Genomic DNA, 19768 nt, shown 5'->3' with positions numbered 1-19768 from the left:
ACAAAGCACTTAGCTTAAGCGTAGTGATCATTATTGCAACAGGTGATCAAAACCATACCACAAATGATTATATATTGTTTGAAACGAGCTTATTATGGTGATATCGTTTGGTTTTTTCTATATTTTCCAGGAGTGGTGCCCGTGAGTTTTTTAAAGGTTCTTGAAAAGTATGAGAAGTTCTCCATGCCTATTTTATGGGCTATTTCTTCTAAGGAATGGTTTGTGGTCCATAACAACAATTGTGCTCGTTCAATTCTTTTTGTTTGAATGTATTTTAAGGGTCTCATATTAAACTGTTGAAGAAATAATCTAGAAAAATGATCCGTGCTCATATGATATTTCTTGGCTAAATCTTGCACTTCTAGTACCTGGTTTAAATGTTCGGCAATGTATATAAGTACATCATCTAACCTACCAGGAGTAATATTGGCATTCTGTGCAGGCTCATTTTCAATAAAACGAGATAGTAAAATGGTTAAAATACCATGCGTTTCTAAATAACGTTGCGTATTCATTTTAGCATTGTCTCTGTTATATTGCAATAATTCTTGTGGTCTGTGCAAGTATGCCGTAGGATCGTTATTTACAATCTTCCTTTTAGGATACATCTTTGTTAATCGCTCAAAAAGTAAATGATCACCATCTTTAATGGGAACTTCATAGTTAAATGACCGTAGATTATAAATGGAGAGTCCCGTTCTTATTTCTTCAAAAAAGCTGATGTAAAACTGTTCATGATAATGCTCACATCTGTAAGTGTTATATACATAGCTGGGAATAAGGTACATATAGCCTTGTTTTAAAGTGTAGGTTTTGTTGTTGTGATAAACGGTGGCAGAACCCTTGGTAACATAAAATAACCGTGTAAACGGACTAATAACATTATCAAAATTCCATTCGGGGCCTAGTTTGGCATACCCTGTATGAAGGAGACTTATTTTGAGGGATTGAAGCAGTTCTAGCATATTAAAAACATTTGTTGCACTTAAAAGAATATATGTATAAGTAGTGTAAAGGCAAGTCAATTAACTTTAGTTAAAACTAATTCAACATACACATGAAAAAAGATAGCGAGCACTCTAAGGTGGTGAAAAAGTCGGAATTGAACAAAAATAACTTACAAACGTCAAGAAGAAAATTTATTACGAGAACGGCTTTAGCTGCCGGGGCAGTTACCATTATTCCTAGACATGTATTGGGAAAAGGGTTTACTGCGCCAAGTGATAAAATTAACCTTGGCTTTATAGGTTTGGGAAAACAATGTAGGGGTTTGGCTAAAAATTTTATAAAGAACGATGCTGAGATAATTGCTTGCTCAGATGTGTGGACAACTAAAAATAAATGGTTTGTAGAACATGTGGCCAAAAGCCATTTGGAGATTAAAAAAGCGACCAGGAAAAATACTGTTACCTCATATTTAAATTATAACGAATTACTTGATGACTCAAAGATAGATGCAGTGGTAATTGCCTCGCCAGATCATTGGCATGCCATGCATGTAATGGATAGTTTAAAGGCGAATAAAGATGTTTATTGTGAAAAACCACTGTCTCATAATATTAAGGAAGGAAGAAATATGGTGAAAGCCGTAGAGCGTTCTGGTCGGGTATTACAAGTTGGTAGTATGCAGCGTTCTTGGGATAGTTTTAGAAAAGCCTGTGAACTTGTGAAAAACGGATATTTGGGTGAAATAAAACGCGTGGAGGTAAATGTAGGCGATCCTGCAAAGGCTTATGATTTAATGGAGGAAGCTATGCCTAGTGAAGTAAATTGGAATAATTGGTGTGGTCCGGCCCCGTTGCTAAAGTACAATCACAGATTGGCGCCATCAAGTAACGATGTTAAGTTTTGGCCAGACTGGCGCTTGTTCGAGGAAACCGGAGGCGGAATACTTTCTGACTGGGGCGCGCATATGTTCGACATCGTGCAATGGGCTTTAGGAATGGACCATACAGGACCGGTGAAATTAGTGCCTCCAACAGACCCAACTGCAGTGAGAGGTCTAACATTGTATTACGATAACGGTATTGAAGTAGAGCATAAAGATTTTGGTAGGGGATGGGGTGTTCGCTTCTTTGGCACTGAAGGTCAAATGGATATCAGTAGAGGGTATTTTGAAACAACACCAGTTAGCTTGTTAGATACCGATTATGCATCCTTGAATGTTAAATTAATTCGTTCTGAAAATCACTACAGTAACTGGTTAGATGCCATTAAAAATGGAGGCACGCCTATTTGCGATGTGGAAACAGGACATAGAAGTGCCAGTATTTGTCACCTGTCGAATATTGCATATAAATTGAATAGATCCTTGAATTGGAATCCAGAAAAGGAAAAATTCAGTAAAGATGCCGAAGCAAATAAACTAAGGTCAAGAAAAGAACGAAAGTTTTCAATGGTTTAGATGGTATGTCGTAAATGTGCATATAATACCCTTATTTGGACATGGCTTTTCTCTTTACATTAGAATAGATTTGAAAAACAGAAAACGAAATAGAGCAAATGCGTAGTTTAAAACATATTTTTTTAGGATTTTGGATATTGTTGGTAACGGCATGTGGGGGTCCGGATATGCCAGAACCCGTAGCAATGGAGTATGAGGGCTTGCCAGAGAAATTAGATTTTAATCAAGATATAAAACCTATTTTATCAGACAAGTGTTATTTATGTCACGGTCCAGATAAGGGCAAGATAGAAGCTGGTCTGCAATTGCACGAAGCTGAATTGGCATATTCAGAATTGCCGGAATCGCCGGGTAAATTTGCTATTGTACCTGGAAAACCTGAAAAAAGTGAACTTTTTCATCGTATAATGAGCGATGATCCAAATGTTGTTATGCCATCGCCAAACTCGCACTTAACTTTATCCGATAGAGAAAAGGCATTGCTTACAAAGTGGATTGAAGATGGTGCAGAATATAAAGATCATTGGGCATTTTTACCTCCTAAAAAAGCAAAATTGCCACAGCCTAAAAATGGTAAAGTGGTAAATGCCATAGATAATTTTGTTTTGGCAAAACTAGAAGCTCAAGACTTAGAGGCATCTGAGGAAGCCGATAAGGAGACATTGTTACGTAGGGTTTCTTTTGATTTAACAGGTTTGCCGCCAACCCCTGAGGCAATACATCGTTTTGTAAATAACACAGATGAAAATGCCTATGAACAAGAGGTAGATTCTTTATTGGCATCAAAGCATTACGGTGAACATATGGCTCTGGATTGGATGGATTTGGCGCGTTATGCAGACACCCATGGTTATACCGTTGATCGCTATAGAGATATTTCGGTTTGGAGAGATTGGGTCATAAAAGCTTTCAACGATAACATGCCGTACGACCAATTTATAGAGTGGCAATTGGCAGGAGATATGCTTGAAAATGCTACCAAAGAGCAAATTTTAGCTACCACATTCAATAGGCTTCACCCACAAAATTTAGAGGGTGGTATTGTAGATGAAGAATTTAGGTCAGAGTATGTATCCGATCGCGCAAATGTAACTGGGCAAGGGTTATTGGGGTTAACAGTGGCATGTGCTAAATGTCATGATCATAAGTATGACCCCATTTCACAAAAAAATTACTACGAATTATATAGCTTCTTTAATAATGTGAATGAGACAGGGCAAATTCCTTGGGATTTTTCAATGCCTGTACCTACCTTAATGCTTCCTACAGAAGAGGAAGAGCAATTTTTAAACTATGTCAATAATTTGGTAGAGGATAAGGAGGCGGTCGTAAAAAAGACGGAGGCAAAAGAAAAACCATCCGCAGAAAGATGGATAGCCTCAAAAGGATATAAAAACTTATCTGCCAGCAAGAAGCCAAGTGCGCTTTTAGTAGATTATGACTTTAATGACGGTCGCTTGTACAATAAAGTAAATCCTGCTAAAAAAGGGGAAATGCGTACCAACTTTACCAGAAATGAAAAACCGAATTATGTAGATGGCTTTACTGGTAAAGGACTTAAAATGGATGGTGATGTTTGGTTAGATCTTGATGATCAAGGCATCTTTCAACGCCATGAACCCTTTAGTATCGGTATTCGTGTGTTTGTTCCGTCCGATTTGAAGGAAGGCGTTATTTTTCATAAAATGTTGGGCACGCGCTTGCACAGTTACCGTGGTTATCATTTAAATATAAAGGATAATAAGGTTGAAATTTTAATGGCACACGTATGGCCGGATAATGCCATAGTTGAAGAAAGTATAGACGATATTCCTAAAAACAAATGGGTACAGTTGACCATGACTTACGATGGTTCTAGTAAAGCAAAAGGCTTTAAGGTGTTTTTAGATGGTGCTGAAATGAAGACTAAAATTGTACATGACAATCTGTACAAAGACATCATCTTTAATAATTATAGGGACATTATTTATAAAGGTCCGCAAGAACCAGGTTTAAAAGTGGGGGCACGTTGGCGCGGTAAAGGAATAGGTGGTGCCACGGTAGATGATTTGTTGGTATTTGGCAAAGAACTTTCTCCATTGGAAATAAAGCAAATAGCGAACCAAAAAGAATTTCAAGAAATTATTGATAAAGAGCCAGGTAGTTTAACAAGCAAAGAGATAGAAGCGTTAACCGCGTTTTACTTTAACAAAAACTCTAAGGAATATCAAGCTTCTTTAGCGGCTTTGAAAGAGGTGCGCTCGGTACAAAATGATAGTACTGAAAAGGTTAAGGAAATTATGGTGATGAAAGAAATGCCAGAACCACGTGAAACTTTTATTCTAGAAAGAGGGCAGTATGATGCTTATGGAGAAAGGGTATATCCGAACACTCCAGAAGCTGTATTGCCATTTGCAGATAGTTTGCCAAAGAATAGATTGGGTCTCGCCAAATGGATAACCCAAAAAGAGAATCCGTTAACGGCACGGGTAGCGGTAAATAGATATTGGGCAAAATTGTTTGGAGTAGGTATCGTAAAAACGGTTGAGGATTTTGGAAATCAAGGTGAATTGCCAAGTCACCCTAAACTATTGGACTGGCTGGCAGTGGATTTCATAGAAAGCGAATGGGATGTTCGTGCCCTTCACAAGAAAATGGTCATGTCGGCTACCTATAGACAATCTTCGTTAACATCAGATGAGTTGATGGAGCTTGATATCGAAAACAGGCTTTTGGCAAGAGGACCGGCAAAGAGGTTAACAGGTGAAATGTTACGTGATAATGCATTGGTAGCATCGGGCTTATTGAATGATACCGTGGGCGGACCAAGTGTAAACCCCTATCAACCGGCAGGATTATGGAAATTGAACGGATCGGAATATGTACCCGATACCGGTGAAAAATTGTACAGAAGAAGTATGTATACGGTGTGGAAACGCTCTGTACCTCATCCTACCATTGCTACGTTTGACGCCCCCGATAGATCTTTATGCGTTACGAGAAGACAAAAAACCAATACGCCTTTACAAGCATTGGTATTATTGAACGACCCAACTTATATAGAAGCATCACGGGTAATCGGTAAAAATATGATGGTCTATAAAGACCCAGAACAAGGGATTAAAGATGCTTTTCTTCGATTGACCGGAAGAAATGCCAAAAACGAAGAATTAGATCTCTTGGTAGAATTGAGACAGAACGAATATGAAAAATTCAAGACCAATGAAGCCAAAACATTGGGTTGGTTAAATACGGGCGAGTTTAGAGTGGAAAATAGTAGCGATAAGGCAATGGTAGCTGCAAATGCAGTAGTAGCAAGTACCATTATGAACCTAGACGCAACAATTACAAAAAGATAACAAAAAATATATTCCTATGTGTAGTGGACATGATACGTTAAGATCGGATAATAAAGATTTACAGGAAGTAGAGAAGCAGTGGGACAGAAGGAATTTTTTAACAAAAACGTCCTTAGGAATTGGAGCACTTGCTTTTGGGTCTTTGCTAAAAGCCGAAAAAGCATTTAGTAACCCTACGGGACCAGATGCTGTACAAAATTTTGTAAAGAACAAATTAGGACTTCCGCATCACCTACCTAAGGCTAAAAGAATAGTTTACCTATTTCAAAGTGGAGGACCTTCGCAATTGGATATGTTCGATTATAAGCCAAAACTTAAAGACATGTTTGGGCAAGATTTACCACCATCGGTAAGGCAAGGACAGCGATTAACAGGTATGAGTGCCCAGCAATCTTCATTTCCTATAGCACCGTCCATAATGGATTTTAAGCAATATGGAGAATCGGGTTCTTGGGTGAGTGAATTAATGCCGCATACATCAAAAGTTGTAGATGACATCTGTATCATTAAATCGATGCAGACCGATCAAATAAATCATGATCCGGCCATCACATTTATGCAAACCGGTAATCAATTGCCGGGTAGACCATCCATTGGTTCATGGTTAAGCTATGGTTTGGGTAGTGATAATGAAAACCTGCCAACCTTTATTACACTGGTTACCAAAGGTCAAGGAGGGCAACCTTTATACTCCCGTCTATGGGGTAACGGATTTTTACCAACAGAACACCAAGGCGTGCAATTTAGATCAGGTAAAGACCCGGTTTTGTATTTAAGTGACCCCGAGAATTACGATGGTAATGATCGTAGAACCATGTTAGATTATTTAAGTAAACTAAATGGCGTGCAGAACGATGCTTACGGAGACCCAGAAATTTTAGCACGTATGAAGCAGTACGAAATGGCTTTTAGAATGCAGACATCGGTACCGGAAGTAACCGACCTGTCAGATGAGCCAGATCATATTTTTGATATGTACGGTAAAGATAGCCGTGATCCGGGTACGTACGCAGCCAACTGTCTTATGGCGAGAAAACTATTGGAAAAAGGTGTGAAGTTTGTGCAATTGTACCACCAAGGATGGGATCAACATATTGCATGTCCCGGCGGAGTAAGAAATAAATGTAAGCAAACAGACCAAGGTACTGCAGCGTTGCTTCAAGATTTAAAACAAAGAGGTATGTTAGAAGATACCTTAGTTGTTTGGGGTGGAGAATTCGGTAGAACGGTATATTCTCAGGGGCAATTAACCGATACCAATTACGGTAGAGATCACCATCCAAAAGCATTTACCATGTGGATGGCGGGAGCCGGAGTAAAAAAGGGAATGACCTATGGAGAAACTGATGATTTTAGCTACAATGTAACCGAAAATCCGGTGCATGTGCACGATTTTCATGCTACTTTATTGCATTTGTTCGGTGTAGATCACGAACGTTTAACCTTTAAACATCAAGGAAGAAGATTTAGATTAACAGATGTGCACGGCCATGTGGTCAAAGATATTTTAACCTAACATATTAAAGATGTCCACAAGACGAAATTTTATAAAAACTACCGGATTGGCAACTACGGCGCTAGCAACCACTTCAACGGCATTTGGAGCAACGGTAATTGGTGGTAAAAAGAATTCAGATCGTTTACTGAACGAGACGGAAACCATTTTAGGTCATGGCGATTATAAGTATAAGCTCACTAAAAATTGGGCACAAATAAGTGCTACCAGGCTTCCCCTGTTGAACTGCCATGAAATGGTTATGGACAGCAAAGGAAGGTTGATCATGGTAGGCGATCATCCGCAGAACAACATTTTGATTTTTGATAAATCTGGGAAATTACTGGATTATTGGGGTACAGCCTACCAAGGAGGTCACGGATTGACTTTACATGATGAAGGAGGGGAAGATATGCTCTATATTACCGATTCTGGTTGGGCTTTGGGTAAGGGTAATCAAATGATAAAACATAATGGTCGCGTAGCCAAGACTACTGTAGATGGTAGGGTGTTGTTTGATATTGGTCACCCAATGACCATTGGCGTGTATAAACCAGAAGAGTCTTTTTGTCCAACGGAAACCGCCATTGGACCTAACGGAGATATATATGTAGCCGATGGTTATGGGGAAAGTAGAATTATTCAATATGATAGTAATGGAAGGTACATTCGCCATTGGGGCGGAACCGAGAACCCTGATCCTAACTACAAATTGGTGAGTGCCCATGGGGTAGCAATAGATTATAGGGAAAAGGGCAACCCAATGGTAGTGGTAACATCAAGATCACAAGAATGTTTTAAATACTACACCTTAGACGGCAAGTATGTTAAAACGGTAGAAATGCCTAACATGCAGGTATGTAGAGCGGTTTTTGATGACGATAATTTATATGCGGGTGTTTGTTGGTCTCAGCCTAAAGTTGGTAAAACAAATTGGAAAGATCATACTGGGTTTGTGACCGTAATGGAAGGGGATAAGGTAGTATCTAATCCTGGTGGTACAGAGCCAGCATATAAAAATGGAATATTACAAAAGAGCTATCAGTTAGATGAAAAACCTATTTTACATGGTCATGATGTATGTGTAGATGAAGATAAAAATTTATACATCTGCCAATGGAATGCAAACCATTCCGCTCCCTATAAATTAGAGCGTGTTTAATATCAAAAAGTAGTATGCAAGAAGTATCGGATTTTGTTTTGTTCTTAGGTAGGTTTCACCCATTAGTGGTGCATTTGCCTATAGGGTTTTTAATGTTTGCCTTAATTTTAGAATTGGCAGATAATTTTACTAAAATGAAGCATCTGAACGCTGCAGTACCTTTGGCGCTTTTATTCGGTGCTATTTCTGGTACGGTTGCTTGTATTTTGGGTTATATGTTATCGCAAAGTGGCGGTTATGACGAAGATATGCTGAACGGGCACTTTTGGTTTGGTATTGGCACAACACTTCTTGCGTTTTTTGCTTGGGCATTAAAATCGGGTGTACTTAAGATTGCCATCTTACAAAAAGCTAAACCAAATTTAGCCTTGTTGACCGTAATGGTGATTCTATTAAGTGTAACGGGACATTATGGAGGAAATTTAACCCACGGGGAAGATTATCTGGTAAAATATGCACCATTTAGGGAAAAAGAAGAGCCTTTGCCCCAATTGGCAAAATTAGATGATGCTACCGTTTACCCATATTTGGTAAAGCCGGTATTTGAGGCAAAATGCGTTAGCTGCCATAATGAATCTAAAAAGAAAGGCGGTTTGGCAATGCATACTTTTGAAGCCATGGCTTTAGGTGGAGACGGCGGTGCCATCTTCACGGCGGGCGATGTTGAAGGCTCAGAGTTGATTCGAAGAATTACCCTGCCGGAAAATCATGATGACGTAATGCCGCCTGAAGGTAAAACACCCCTTACGGAACAAGAAAGTGCCTTAATCAAATTTTGGATAGAACATGGGCAAGCAAATGAAGTAGCGACTTTAGGTGCAACAGAAGTTCCTGAAGATGTATTGGCATATGCAGCATCGACTTTAGGTTTTGCAGCTGCGGGTGTTGGGCAAGGTTCTTCGGAATTATTGCCAACGGCTAATCCTTTAAATATGGATGTTGTAAATACTATTACGGAAGCAGGTTTTAAGGTGAGAGAGCTTAAAGATGGCTCTGGTCTAGTAGAGATTACCTTAGATGATAATAAGATTAATGCATCGAATATGAGTGAATGGGAAGAACACTTTCAGTCATTAACTCCAATAAAAGACCAAATATTATGGGCGGATTTTGGAGGAAATGAATTGTCTGATGCCATAATGGTACAAATTTCAGGTTTTACAAATCTTAGAAAATTGGTTCTGGATAATACGAGTATTACAGATGCCGCCATACAACCTTTGGCGTCTTTAAATAGTTTAGAATCATTGAACGTTTATAAGACCAATGTAACTAACAATGTGTTGCCAGTACTAAAAGAAATGCCAAACTTAAAAAAGGTATATATCTGGCAAACACAAGTAAGTGCCGATGCGGTCGAACAATTATTGGAAAACTCCAAACTGGAAATTATTTCTGGGGTGTAAATTTTATACGCTTTTGACGGTGTGTTGTTTTCTATATAAATTGGGAGTAGTATCGTATTGTAGTTTAAATTTTTTGAAGAAAAACGGCAGGGTTTCAAATCCGCTTTTGTAGGCGATGTCCGCAACGGTCATGTCGGTATCAATCAGCATTTTTGCAGCTAAATTTATGCGGTATTCGTTGAGGTAAACGAAAAACGATCTGCCCATCATTTTTTTGAAAAACCGGGAGAATGCCTGCTGCGAAAGGTTGACCATAGCAGCAACCTGTTGTAAAGTTATAGCTGTGTGGTAATTAGCAGAGACAAAATCATGAATAATAGCCATTCTATTATTATGTTCCCACGGTAGTTCTTTGGTGAATTTTGCATTTGATAAAGTGGTGAAATCAGCCTTGGAGAGATCCAGTAAAATGGATAATAAAACTAAATACTGTTCTGCACTTTTGAGATTGGGCAATGATTTTAGGTTTGATAATATGGAAGCTGTAGCAACTTCATTAAATAAAATACCTCTACTTGCTTGTTGCATCATATGATGTAGGGCATCCAACTCTGAAATTGGAGTGAATATTTCCTTATTCCATTGAATTACTATGGATACGCTTTCAGCATCAGCAGAACTCTCATTTTTCCAACAATGGGGTAAGTTAGAATTTAAAAGTACCAATTCACCCGGTTCATAGCTACTTACATAATCACCAATAAATTTAGTGCCTTTACTCTTTTCGATATATGTTAATTCGCATTGTGGGTGTACATGCCAAGGTGCATCAAAATGGCTGTCCACATATTTGTATGCCAAAATATTGCTATTCTCTGAAAAAGGTATGGCTTCTAACTGTGGCTTCATAGGCGTTAATGTTCACTATTATATCAATATATGTCAATTTATTTTAAAATAATGATAATATAGATTAATTAATTGCAAATATAGACTATAGCAGAAGTCTAATTATTTAAGATTTTTGTAGTAAGACCAGTGTAATTTTAATGAATTAATAAAAGATGGTCTTTATTAGTTGTAAATATTTAAAATTTGAGACCTAAATGAGCGCAAGCAATTTTTCCGATGCATTTAAAGATACAAGGGAAGCTAAGGGAACATGTCCTTTTAATGACCAAAACGACCCGGTAACCATGTTGTTACGCTTTAAAGATGTTAGGAAAACGGCACATAATACCAAAGGTTTTAGTTCTGCTGCAAAGCCAGGCAGAATTGTAGTTCCATCAGAAGTAAATATTAGAGATACTAGGCAAATTCCGTTTGAAGTAGATCCGCCTGAGCATACAGAATATCGTGCCTTGGTAGAAGATTGGTTCAAACGCCCTCTAGATCCCGATTATGAAAATAAACTAACACAGATTGTTGAGGCAGAGATCGAACGTGTACTGCAAAAAGGAAGTATAGAAGCCATTTCAGAATTGTCGTTACCCATACAATCAAAAGCATTGACCTTATTGCTGAACATACCTTTAACAGAAGCGGAAACTTGGATTTCTTGGGGAACGCATGTGTTTAGAAGTGAAGATTCTGATTTAGATGCAGATAAAGCTTCTATTTTATATGATTATATAGATGCGGAAATAGATAAGGTCATTGCAGTACCTAATGATAGTTTGTATTCCGTTTTACTGAACTCAGAATATCAAGGTCGTAAAATGACCAAAGAGGAGGTGAAAGGGGTACTTATTTTAACTTTTGCTGGGGGCAGAGACACGGTTATTAATTATTTGACCAATACCATAGCCTATTTAGGAGAACATCCAGAAGCTATTGAGAAATTAAATGATAATCCCGCATTAGTGAATACGGCAATAGAAGAATTTGTACGCTATTTTTCTCCGTTGACGCATATGGGCAGAGTGGTAAAAGAAGAGAAAGAAATTAGCGGGCATGTTGCAAAAGAAGATACCCGTGTATCCTTATGTTGGGCATCTGCCAATAGAGATGAAAGTGTATTTGAAAATCCGAACGAGATTGTTTTAGATCGCAAAATGAATCCGCATGTAGCATTCGGTTTTGGTGCCCATAAATGCTTGGGGGCTACACATGCAAGGCAATTGATGAAGGTGTTTTTACGAGTATTTACTGAAAAGGTAAGTACTATTGAAATAATTAATGCCGCAGAAAATATTGAAGATTGGGGAGCTCATAAACGTAAGGTGGGCTTTAATGAACTAACTATAAAACTAAACGCAAAATAAAGATGGCAAAGATAACGTATATCACCAAAGCAGGAGAAGAGATTCAACTAGAAGCAAGTACCGGTAGTTTAATGGAGCTGGCGGTGAAGCATAAGGTAGCCGGAATTGATGGCGACTGTGGAGGCGTATGTTCCTGTGCTACCTGTCATGTACATGTAGCACCAGCATTTTATCAAAAATTAGAAACACCGACAGAAATAGAGTCGGACATGTTAGAGTATGATGACAACGTAACCGAATATAGCCGATTATGCTGCCAGATACCTATTTCTGAAGCCATTGATGGTATAACCGTAAATGTGGCTAACTAAATATACTTGTGGATACTACAAATTTAAATTGCGTAATTATTGGGGCAAGTCATGCTGGTGCCAATTGTGCTCTTGAACTTCGAAAACAAGGTTGGTTGGGTGCTATTTATTTAGTTGATGCCGATGAGTATTTGCCCTACCATAGACCACCACTGTCCAAAGACTATTTATCCATAGAAGATGTAGAAACTTCTAGCTTTAAACCGTTATTTGCTAAAGAGAGATATCTAGAAGAAAACATCACCTTAAAATTAGGTGTTGGAGTTATTAAGGTTGATGAGAAGCAGATGTCGGTAATCTTAAGTTCAGGAGAAATTTTAGACTACGATAAGCTTGTATTGGCTACAGGTGCCTCGGCTATAATTCCACCGATTGAAGGAATATCAGCCTGTGAAAAAGTAAGGGTATTACGAAATGCGGCTGATGCTTTGCAAATACGACAAGATTTTAAGACAAGTGCCAATAAAGAAGTTGTAATTATTGGTGGTGGTTATATTGGGCTGGAAACCGCAGCTTCTTTAAAGAAAATGGGTGGTGATATTATTGTTCTAGAACGTGAAGAACGTATTCTTGCACGCGTAGCTCCTTTGGAATTAGCCAATTATTTTCAAGAATTACATACGGATAATGGAGTGAAAATTTACACGGGTACATCTGTTGTTAAAATAGAGGAAAAGGAAACTTCAATAGAAATTAAATGTAGTAATGGCAAGATATATTCTGCAGATGTTTTAATTGTAGGTACTGGCGTAAAACCAAATACGCTTTTAGCGGAAGAAATAGGTGCTGAAATTGATAACGGCATTAAGGTAGATACAAATTTACAGACCTCAGTGAAAGATGTCTATGCCATAGGCGATGTTACACAATTTTATCATCCGAGATATGAAGCATGGATACGGTTGGAAAGTGTACAAAATGCCGTTGACCAAGCAAAAATAGTTGTGGCAAATGTGGTTGGAGAAGCGCAGCAGTATAGTGCTATACCTTGGTTTTGGTCAGATCAGTTTCACGTAAAATTACAGATGATAGGTTTATCAAAAGGATATACGAATTTGATTGTTCGTACAGAGGCTGATAAGGAAAATTGTTTTTCTATTTGGTATTTTAAGAATGATGACTTGATTGCGGTTGATGCCGTTAATAATGGGAAAGCTTTTGTATTAGGAGGTAAGTTTATAAAAAATAATACTCTGTTGGACCCAATTAAAATCGCTGATCATACAATTCCTTTCAAACCTAATAATCTAATAAAAACCGAAACAAATGCCCATTAATGTAAAAGCAGCTATTGCCACAGGTGATGGAAAGTTTAGTATAGATACCATAACCATTGATGAGCCTAAGAACGATGAGGTTATGGTAAAAATGAAAGCTGCCGGACTCTGTCATACGGACTACGATTCTCTTTCTTGGGGCAAGCCTATTGTTATGGGGCATGAAGGTGCAGGTATAGTAGAAAAAGTAGGCAATGGAAATTTAGAATTTAAAGCAGGAGATCAAGTCATATTGAATTGGGCGACACCGTGTATGCATTGTTTTCAATGTCAAGAAGGTAATCAGCATATTTGTGATAATAATTCTCCCGTTGTGGCCGGTGGTAACGGACATACTCCTGGGCATGCAAACCTAGAAAGTACCAAATGGAAAGGCAAGGCTATAGAGCGCTCATTTAATTTAGGTTGTTTAAGTGAATATGTTTTAGTGAAAGCCTCTGCCTTGGTAAAGGTGGAAGCTGCAGCATTGAATTTTTCAGCTGCCGCTATAGTTAGTTGTGGGGTCATGACGGGTTACGGCTCCGTGGTAAATGCTGCAAAATTAGATGCTGGTAGTACGGCCGTAATTTTGGGTTGTGGTGGTGTTGGCTTAAATGTGATCAATGCTTGTAAAATTTCAGGAGCCAATAGGATTATTGCGATAGACATCAATCCTAATAAACTGGAAATGGCTAAAAAGTTTGGAGCTACAGATATTATTCTAGTCCAAAAAGACGATGAAGGATTGCTAAATGCAGCATCCGAAGTAAAAAAACTACTTGGTAATAAATTGGCAGATTATGCCTTTGAGTGTACTGCTATTCCCGCACTTGGTGCAGCCCCTTTAGCCATGGTGCGCAATGCCGGTACGGCAGTTCAAGTAAGTGGTATTGAAGAAGAAATTACCATTGACATGCGTTTATTCGAGTGGGATAAGATTTATATGAATCCACTTTATGGCAAATGCCGACCACAGATAGATTTTCCTAAAATAATGGGCTTATATAAAAAGGGCGATTTATTGTTGGATGAAATGATTACCAAAGAATATGAAATGCACCAACTTGATGAAGCCTTTGATGATATGTTGAAAGGGAAAAACGCAAAAGGTGTAATTGTTTTTAAATAAACTATGCAAGGATCATTTAAAACCATAGAACTTTCGGATGCAAATTTTGAGTTCGACGGACTCAGATTTCTAACGGTAAAAACGCCAAACTTAAAGGGTAGGGGAGATATCTGCGTATTTGTTCCAAAAAGCGAAAAGCCACTCAAGAATTTACCTATTTATATTTTGTTACATGGTGTGTATGGTAGCGCATGGGCATGGGCCTTAAAAGGAGGTGCGCATAAATCGGCACACGAAATGATGCAAAATGGAGAAATAGCACCGGCAATTATAGCTATGCCTTCGGATGGATTATGGGGAGATGGTTCCGCTTATTTTCCACATCACAACAAGGATTTTGCAAAATGGATTGTTGAAGATGTACCATTGGCTATTCAAGAAAACATTCCGGAAGCTGGTGATAAAAGTAAACTTTGTATTGGTGGGTTATCCATGGGAGGGTACGGAGCCTTAAGTTTGGGCGTAAAATATGCTGATAAGTTTAGTGCTGTTTCTGCCCACAGTGCCATTACTAAATTAGAAGAAATGGAACTTTTTGTAGAAGAACCTTTAAGTGATTATACCGAAAATGCTAGTCAACCTAACGTAGTAGATATTATTACCGATAACAAGACTAAACTGCCACCATTACGGTTTGATTGTGGCAAAGCAGATCAATTAATCATTGGTAATAGAGATTTACATGCACAATTAACCGAATTGGGAATACCGCATGAATACACAGAGTTTAGTGGAGGGCATCAATGGGAGTATTGGCAGGAACATGTACGTAAAACCTACCTGTTTTTTAATGCCTCAATCGCCCATAAATAAGTCTGGTAAAAACAGTGTTATTTGTGGAAATAAGGTGATTAAAATCAGTACTAAAAAGCTGATTCCTAAATAAGGCAAATTCGCTTTGCTTACTTTTTCTAAAGGAACTTTTCCTATACCCGACGCTACAAATAAACATACCCCCAATGGAGGTGTGGTCAACCCGATAATTAAATTGAGTAATGCGATAATAGCAAAATGAATAGGGTCTATATCTACACTTAAAGCCACCTTTAATAAAATAGGGAATAGTATTAAAAGTGCCGCTATGGTTTCCATAAACGTACCCACTAAAATTAGGAGTAGGTTAATGAGTAGCAGTACAACATATTTGTTGTCTGAAAAGCCCAAAATCATATTTGAAATCTCATGAGGTACTTTTTCCGAAACTAGGATATACCCAAACAAGTTGGCAAAGCCAATAAGGACCATTAGGCTGGCGGACGTTTTCATGGCATCGATTAAAATAGCCATAGTCTTTTTAAAGTTAAGTCGCTTATACACAAAAGTACCGACTAAGAAGGCATAAAGTACTGCAATGATTGATGCTTCAGTAGGTGTAAATACCCCACCAATGATTCCGAAAAGGATGATAAACGTCATTAACAACGACCAAAACGTATCTATAAACCCTTTAAATATTTGCTTAAAAGAACTTCGTTTGTATTTGGGATAATTTCTTTTCTTGGCGATGTAGTAGGTAAGTACCAACATGGCAACACCCAATAATAAGCCTGGTAAGGCTCCCGCTAAAAATAACTTGCCAACCGAAAGCCCGCTTAGCGTAGCAGCAATTATCATGGGTACGCTTGGAGGAATTATTGGTCCTACAGTAGAAGAAGATGCGGTAACCGCACAAGCGAAATCGGCATCATAACCTTCTTTTTTCATGGCTGGTATCATTACGGAACCAATACTGGCAGTATCTGAAATTGCCGTACCGGAAATACCTGCAAACAGCATAGAAGAACCAATGTTTGCTAAAGCAAGTCCGCCAGGCACATGACCAATAAGGTGATTACAGAATTTTATGATTTTAGAGGTCAAGCCGCCTTGGTTCATAAGATTACCGGCAATAATGAAACCGGGTATGCTCAGTAAAACAAAAACATCTATACCAGAATACATCTTCATGGGCATAATGATGAGGTTTGTACCATTGCAGATTAAAAAAATCATACATGAAATTCCCAATGAAAAAGCGATAGGAAAACGCATTAACAGGCAAATAACAAATACAATAAGTAGTATAGCAATCATATTTTAGAGGGTTTATTGCTTTTAGGTTTCTCATAAATCAAATGCACCAGTATAGAAAGTCCCATAATGGCAATTCCTGAAAAGGATATTGCCATTCTATACTTTAAACTTGGAGATTTTTCTATGGTTCCCATCAATAGAAAATCAATGGCGTGGTAGGTAAATATTAAAACAAAGACTGTGGTCACAGCCCAGATAAAAAACTTGATCATATTTTGGGTTCTGGTACTGAACTTCTCGACCAAAAATCCAAAATCTACATAATACGTTCCCCTAACGGCTAATCCAGCAGCGAAGGCAATGGCATAAATAAACGCAACTCTTGCAGCTTCCTCTGTCCAAGATGGTGCTTTTGTCATAAAAAAGCGTCCGTAAATTTGAATTAGTGTAATAGCTATAAAAAGTAAGGTACTGATGATGGTTCCCCATTTCATTCCTTTTCTAAACAATTTAAAGAAAGTCATCATGGTAAATCTTTTTTAACGGTGTCATATATCTTTTGCATTTCAGGAGAAAGTGTTTCGTAAATGGCGGTTCCGCATTTTTCAATAAAAGCGGCATTATCGACATCTATAAAAATCATTCCTTTAGCTTCTAGTTCCGCTCTAATTTCTTTTTCATTTTCTAAAAACAGCTTTTGATGATAGACAATCATTTCCTCGGCAGCCTCTAAAAAGATAGCCTGCAAATCACTAGGTAGTTTTTCAAATGATTTTTCGCCAATAACCGGGTAGGTCCAACTAACTACGTGGTTGGTGAGGTTCACATATTTTTGAACCTCATAAAAGCCGGAAACCTTAATAAGTGCCAGGGGATTTTCTTGAGCATCTATGGTACCTTGTTGTAAAGAGGTAAAGACTTCGGAAAATGCCATTGGTGTGGTTTTGGCACCCAAAGCATCCCAAGCGGTCACAAAAGAAGGAACATTGGGTACTCGTAAGATCAAACCCTGTAAATCATCAGGATGACTTATCGGTTTGTTTGAAGTTAATTGCCGAACACCTGCTTGAAAATATCCTAATGGTTTTAAGCCGGTTTTTTCTTCCATTTCTTGTGAAATGCGCTTTCCTAAAGGTCCTTGCATCAAAATTTCAACATCATCAGGAGTTTTTAAAAGAAAAGGTAACTCGCAAAAGGTCATTATTTCTGTCCAATTACTAAGAAGGGAACTAGTGGTGGTCATATCTAATACACCGGCCTGTATCATACGTATTGCCTCAACTTCCTTGGCAAGTTGCTCAGAAGGAAAAGTTTCCAATACTAATCGTCCATTGGATTTTTCCTTTAATCGTTCACCAAAAAAAATAAAAGCTTTGTGCCAAGAGTGGTCTTCATTAACCAATAGGCTTGCTTTTAGTACATAGGGTTCTTGATCGTTATAATTACAGCTCGTTAAGCTGATTATCATGAACGACAGAAATAGGCGTGCTATTCTTTTTAAGAACATTTTATGGTCGATTTAGTTGGAGCAATTCACCTTTAAAATACATTTTTTTGATGGTTTTTACATTGTGGATTTTTACATTCATTTTATTGGTCTAGATATTTTTTCTTCAGGATTGCGCTGTTTTTAAGGGGTAAGTCCTGTAATTAGGTCTGTGTACATCTAATTCAATAATATAGGTATCAGTAAATGTTCAGGACTATGTCAGTTTTTGTCTAGTTGTTTAATTGAAGTTTTTATTCTTATAACTGTACCTTGAAATCGGTTTTCAACCAAGCTTAAATCAACTCACTCATGAAATTTAAATTTTTAATACTGTCTTCATTATTTCTTTTTTTGCTAACAGCATCTAATTGTAATTCTAGTTCGGATGTTAATGAAACTCCTGATGTAGAAGTGGACAATACAGATCCAAAAGAAGGCGAGGAGAAAGAGGAAGAGAAAGAAGAAGATTACAGTACAATGGCGGTTCCTGCGGATCCAGGTTCAGGATTGGAATGGAAATTTCAAGATTTTTCGGATGATTTTGAATATGAGGCACCAGCAGGAAATAAAGGCGATGCCTTTTTTAATAAATGGGATGACTTTTACCATAATAATTGGTCTGGACCGGGCTTGACCGAATGGAGTAGGGATATCCCATTTGTAGCCGATGGTTTATTACAAATACCGGCGAAAAGAAAAGCAGGTACAGATAAAATAAGTACAGGTTGCATTACGAATAAAACGAGGGTTCAGTATCCTGTTTATGTAGAGGCGAGAGCTAAAATCATGAACTCCGTTTTAGCCAACGGTATTTGGATGTTAAGTCCAGATGATACACAAGAAATAGATATAATGGAAGCTTATGGAGCAGCATATTCAGAAAGTGCCCAAGCGAGCCATTCATGGTATGAAGTTAGAATGCATATTAGTCACCATGTATTTATAAGGGACCCATTTCAAGATTATCAGCCTAAAGATGCAGGATCATGGTTTATGAAAGATAATATTAAATGGAGAGAGGACTACCATACTTATGGTGTATACTGGAGAGACCCATGGCATTTGGAGTACTATATAGACGGGGAGTTGATTAGGACCGTATCTGGTAAAGATCAAATTGATCCTTTGTTTTACACAAATGCAACGAACCCAGGCGATACCAGTGCTGATACACGTACAGGATTAAGTAAAGAAATGGATATTATTATAGATGTGGAAGATCAGGACTGGAGATCTAGTCCAGCATCTGGAAATCAATCGGATACATATACACCAACGGATAATGAGCTTTCAGATACTGAAGGCCATACGCTGAAGGTAGACTGGATAAGAATATACAAACCAGTGGAAAAATAGTTGTTAGTTTATTTAATTGAGTTAAGGGCATGGGGTTGTTACCATGCTCTTTTTTTGGTTTTTCTTTATTGTTGCAACTGAAGTCTAGTATATGATATTGTCCAATTAGGTAGTAAATGTATAGCTTATCATATTCCGTGAATTAATATGTTGAAAATCAAAATATTATGAAAAAAAGTATCTCCATTATTTACTTTTTATATGG

General features: G+C 37.9%; 16 protein-coding genes. 11 read left to right on the top strand and 5 right to left on the bottom strand.

The window, feature by feature from the left end; genetic code table 11:
• Window positions 1–92: 92 nt before the first annotated feature.
• On the bottom strand, window positions 93–965 hold the full coding sequence (locus tag EXIGUO8A_RS01035; protein ID WP_159301604.1) for an AraC family transcriptional regulator: 873 nt from the start codon (window positions 963–965) through the stop codon (window positions 93–95).
• Between the two features lie 92 nt (window positions 966–1057).
• Between EXIGUO8A_RS01035 and EXIGUO8A_RS01030 the strand changes: the two genes are divergently transcribed.
• The 5 genes from EXIGUO8A_RS01030 (at window position 1058) to EXIGUO8A_RS01010 (ending at window position 9805) form a co-directional block, all read left to right on the top strand.
• On the top strand, window positions 1058–2404 hold the full coding sequence (locus EXIGUO8A_RS01030) for a Gfo/Idh/MocA family protein (RefSeq protein WP_159301603.1): 1347 nt from the start codon (window positions 1058–1060) through the stop codon (window positions 2402–2404).
• A 98-nt stretch (window positions 2405–2502) separates the two neighbouring features.
• Complete coding sequence (locus tag EXIGUO8A_RS01025; protein ID WP_159301602.1) at window positions 2503–5742, top strand: DUF1553 domain-containing protein; 3240 nt, start codon at window positions 2503–2505, stop codon at window positions 5740–5742.
• Window positions 5743–5758: 16 nt separating this feature from the next.
• Window positions 5759–7258 (top strand): DUF1501 domain-containing protein, encoded by a 1500-nt coding sequence (locus EXIGUO8A_RS01020; protein WP_159301601.1) that lies wholly within the window; start codon window positions 5759–5761, stop codon window positions 7256–7258.
• Between the two features lie 10 nt (window positions 7259–7268).
• Window positions 7269–8399: a twin-arginine translocation signal domain-containing protein gene (locus tag EXIGUO8A_RS01015; RefSeq protein WP_159301600.1), complete on the top strand. Its 1131-nt coding sequence runs from the start codon at window positions 7269–7271 to the stop codon at window positions 8397–8399.
• A gap of 14 nt (window positions 8400–8413) precedes the next feature.
• A complete protein-coding gene (locus EXIGUO8A_RS01010) occupies window positions 8414–9805 on the top strand; it encodes a c-type cytochrome domain-containing protein (protein WP_159301599.1) in 1392 nt (463 codons plus the stop codon).
• A 3-nt stretch (window positions 9806–9808) separates the two neighbouring features.
• On the opposite strand, the gene EXIGUO8A_RS01005 is transcribed toward EXIGUO8A_RS01010, so the two are convergent.
• Window positions 9809–10654, bottom strand: coding sequence for an AraC family transcriptional regulator (locus tag EXIGUO8A_RS01005; protein WP_159301598.1), 846 nt, complete (start codon window positions 10652–10654; stop codon window positions 9809–9811).
• 197 nt (window positions 10655–10851) lie between these two features.
• On the opposite strand from EXIGUO8A_RS01005, the gene EXIGUO8A_RS01000 reads away from it, so the two are divergent.
• Genes EXIGUO8A_RS01000 through EXIGUO8A_RS00980 form a run of 5 tightly spaced genes read left to right on the top strand, consistent with a single transcriptional unit; the run spans window position 10852 to window position 15518 of the window.
• On the top strand, window positions 10852–12009 hold the full coding sequence (locus tag EXIGUO8A_RS01000) for a cytochrome P450 (RefSeq protein ID WP_159301597.1): 1158 nt from the start codon (window positions 10852–10854) through the stop codon (window positions 12007–12009).
• A gap of 2 nt (window positions 12010–12011) precedes the next feature.
• Window positions 12012–12320 (top strand): 2Fe-2S iron-sulfur cluster-binding protein, encoded by a 309-nt coding sequence (locus EXIGUO8A_RS00995; RefSeq protein WP_159301596.1) that lies wholly within the window; start codon window positions 12012–12014, stop codon window positions 12318–12320.
• A gap of 8 nt (window positions 12321–12328) precedes the next feature.
• Window positions 12329–13597 carry an NAD(P)/FAD-dependent oxidoreductase gene (locus EXIGUO8A_RS00990; protein WP_236564404.1) on the top strand — a complete coding sequence of 423 codons (1269 nt, stop codon included), beginning with the start codon at window positions 12329–12331 and terminating at the stop codon, window positions 13595–13597.
• Window positions 13587–14705 carry a Zn-dependent alcohol dehydrogenase gene (locus tag EXIGUO8A_RS00985; protein WP_159301595.1) on the top strand — a complete coding sequence of 373 codons (1119 nt, stop codon included), beginning with the start codon at window positions 13587–13589 and terminating at the stop codon, window positions 14703–14705. Before EXIGUO8A_RS00990 ends, EXIGUO8A_RS00985 begins: the two co-directional genes overlap by 11 nt.
• Window positions 14706–14708: 3 nt before the next feature.
• Complete coding sequence (locus EXIGUO8A_RS00980; RefSeq protein WP_159301594.1) at window positions 14709–15518, top strand: alpha/beta hydrolase; 810 nt, start codon at window positions 14709–14711, stop codon at window positions 15516–15518.
• Here EXIGUO8A_RS00980 and EXIGUO8A_RS00975 read toward each other — a convergent pair.
• From EXIGUO8A_RS00975 to EXIGUO8A_RS00965, 3 genes are read right to left on the bottom strand one after another with little or no spacing between them, the layout of a single operon-like run.
• On the bottom strand, window positions 15501–16778 hold the full coding sequence (locus EXIGUO8A_RS00975; protein WP_159301593.1) for a TRAP transporter large permease: 1278 nt from the start codon (window positions 16776–16778) through the stop codon (window positions 15501–15503). The two genes, EXIGUO8A_RS00980 and EXIGUO8A_RS00975, sit on opposite strands and share 18 nt — an antisense overlap.
• Window positions 16775–17245 (bottom strand): TRAP transporter small permease, encoded by a 471-nt coding sequence (locus EXIGUO8A_RS00970; RefSeq protein ID WP_159301592.1) that lies wholly within the window; start codon window positions 17243–17245, stop codon window positions 16775–16777. The genes EXIGUO8A_RS00975 and EXIGUO8A_RS00970 overlap by 4 nt, the downstream gene beginning before the upstream one ends.
• Window positions 17242–18225: a TRAP transporter substrate-binding protein gene (locus tag EXIGUO8A_RS00965; protein ID WP_159301591.1), complete on the bottom strand. Its 984-nt coding sequence runs from the start codon at window positions 18223–18225 to the stop codon at window positions 17242–17244. The genes EXIGUO8A_RS00970 and EXIGUO8A_RS00965 overlap by 4 nt, the downstream gene beginning before the upstream one ends.
• Before the next feature lie 291 nt (window positions 18226–18516).
• Here EXIGUO8A_RS00965 and EXIGUO8A_RS00960 point away from each other — a divergent pair, with 291 nt between their 5' ends.
• Window positions 18517–19563 carry a family 16 glycosylhydrolase gene (locus tag EXIGUO8A_RS00960; RefSeq protein WP_159301590.1) on the top strand — a complete coding sequence of 349 codons (1047 nt, stop codon included), beginning with the start codon at window positions 18517–18519 and terminating at the stop codon, window positions 19561–19563.
• Window positions 19564–19768: the final 205 nt, after the last annotated feature.

It is taken from the genome of Maribacter litoralis, from assembly GCF_902506355.1.
Classification (GTDB): domain Bacteria; phylum Bacteroidota; class Bacteroidia; order Flavobacteriales; family Flavobacteriaceae; genus Maribacter; species Maribacter litoralis.
Note: the sequence above shows the minus strand (reverse complement) of the source record. Positions and strands in the feature narration are given on the sequence as shown.

What these genes read in the sequence shown, in the direction of transcription:
- EXIGUO8A_RS01035 (WP_159301604.1), bottom strand. Translation starts at nt 965, where the DNA reads ATGCTAGAACTGCTTCAATCCCTCAAAATAAGTCTCCTTCATACAGGG.
- EXIGUO8A_RS01030 (WP_159301603.1), top strand. Translation starts at nt 1,058, where the DNA reads ATGAAAAAAGATAGCGAGCACTCTAAGGTGGTGAAAAAGTCGGAATTG.
- EXIGUO8A_RS01025 (WP_159301602.1), top strand. Translation starts at nt 2,503, where the DNA reads ATGCGTAGTTTAAAACATATTTTTTTAGGATTTTGGATATTGTTGGTA.
- EXIGUO8A_RS01020 (WP_159301601.1), top strand. Translation starts at nt 5,759, where the DNA reads ATGTGTAGTGGACATGATACGTTAAGATCGGATAATAAAGATTTACAG.
- EXIGUO8A_RS01015 (WP_159301600.1), top strand. Translation starts at nt 7,269, where the DNA reads ATGTCCACAAGACGAAATTTTATAAAAACTACCGGATTGGCAACTACG.
- EXIGUO8A_RS01010 (WP_159301599.1), top strand. Translation starts at nt 8,414, where the DNA reads ATGCAAGAAGTATCGGATTTTGTTTTGTTCTTAGGTAGGTTTCACCCA.
- EXIGUO8A_RS01005 (WP_159301598.1), bottom strand. Translation starts at nt 10,654, where the DNA reads ATGAAGCCACAGTTAGAAGCCATACCTTTTTCAGAGAATAGCAATATT.
- EXIGUO8A_RS01000 (WP_159301597.1), top strand. Translation starts at nt 10,852, where the DNA reads ATGAGCGCAAGCAATTTTTCCGATGCATTTAAAGATACAAGGGAAGCT.
- EXIGUO8A_RS00995 (WP_159301596.1), top strand. Translation starts at nt 12,012, where the DNA reads ATGGCAAAGATAACGTATATCACCAAAGCAGGAGAAGAGATTCAACTA.
- EXIGUO8A_RS00985 (WP_159301595.1), top strand. Translation starts at nt 13,587, where the DNA reads ATGCCCATTAATGTAAAAGCAGCTATTGCCACAGGTGATGGAAAGTTT.
- EXIGUO8A_RS00980 (WP_159301594.1), top strand. Translation starts at nt 14,709, where the DNA reads ATGCAAGGATCATTTAAAACCATAGAACTTTCGGATGCAAATTTTGAG.
- EXIGUO8A_RS00975 (WP_159301593.1), bottom strand. Translation starts at nt 16,778, where the DNA reads ATGATTGCTATACTACTTATTGTATTTGTTATTTGCCTGTTAATGCGT.
- EXIGUO8A_RS00970 (WP_159301592.1), bottom strand. Translation starts at nt 17,245, where the DNA reads ATGATGACTTTCTTTAAATTGTTTAGAAAAGGAATGAAATGGGGAACC.
- EXIGUO8A_RS00965 (WP_159301591.1), bottom strand. Translation starts at nt 18,225, where the DNA reads ATGTTCTTAAAAAGAATAGCACGCCTATTTCTGTCGTTCATGATAATC.
- EXIGUO8A_RS00960 (WP_159301590.1), top strand. Translation starts at nt 18,517, where the DNA reads ATGAAATTTAAATTTTTAATACTGTCTTCATTATTTCTTTTTTTGCTA.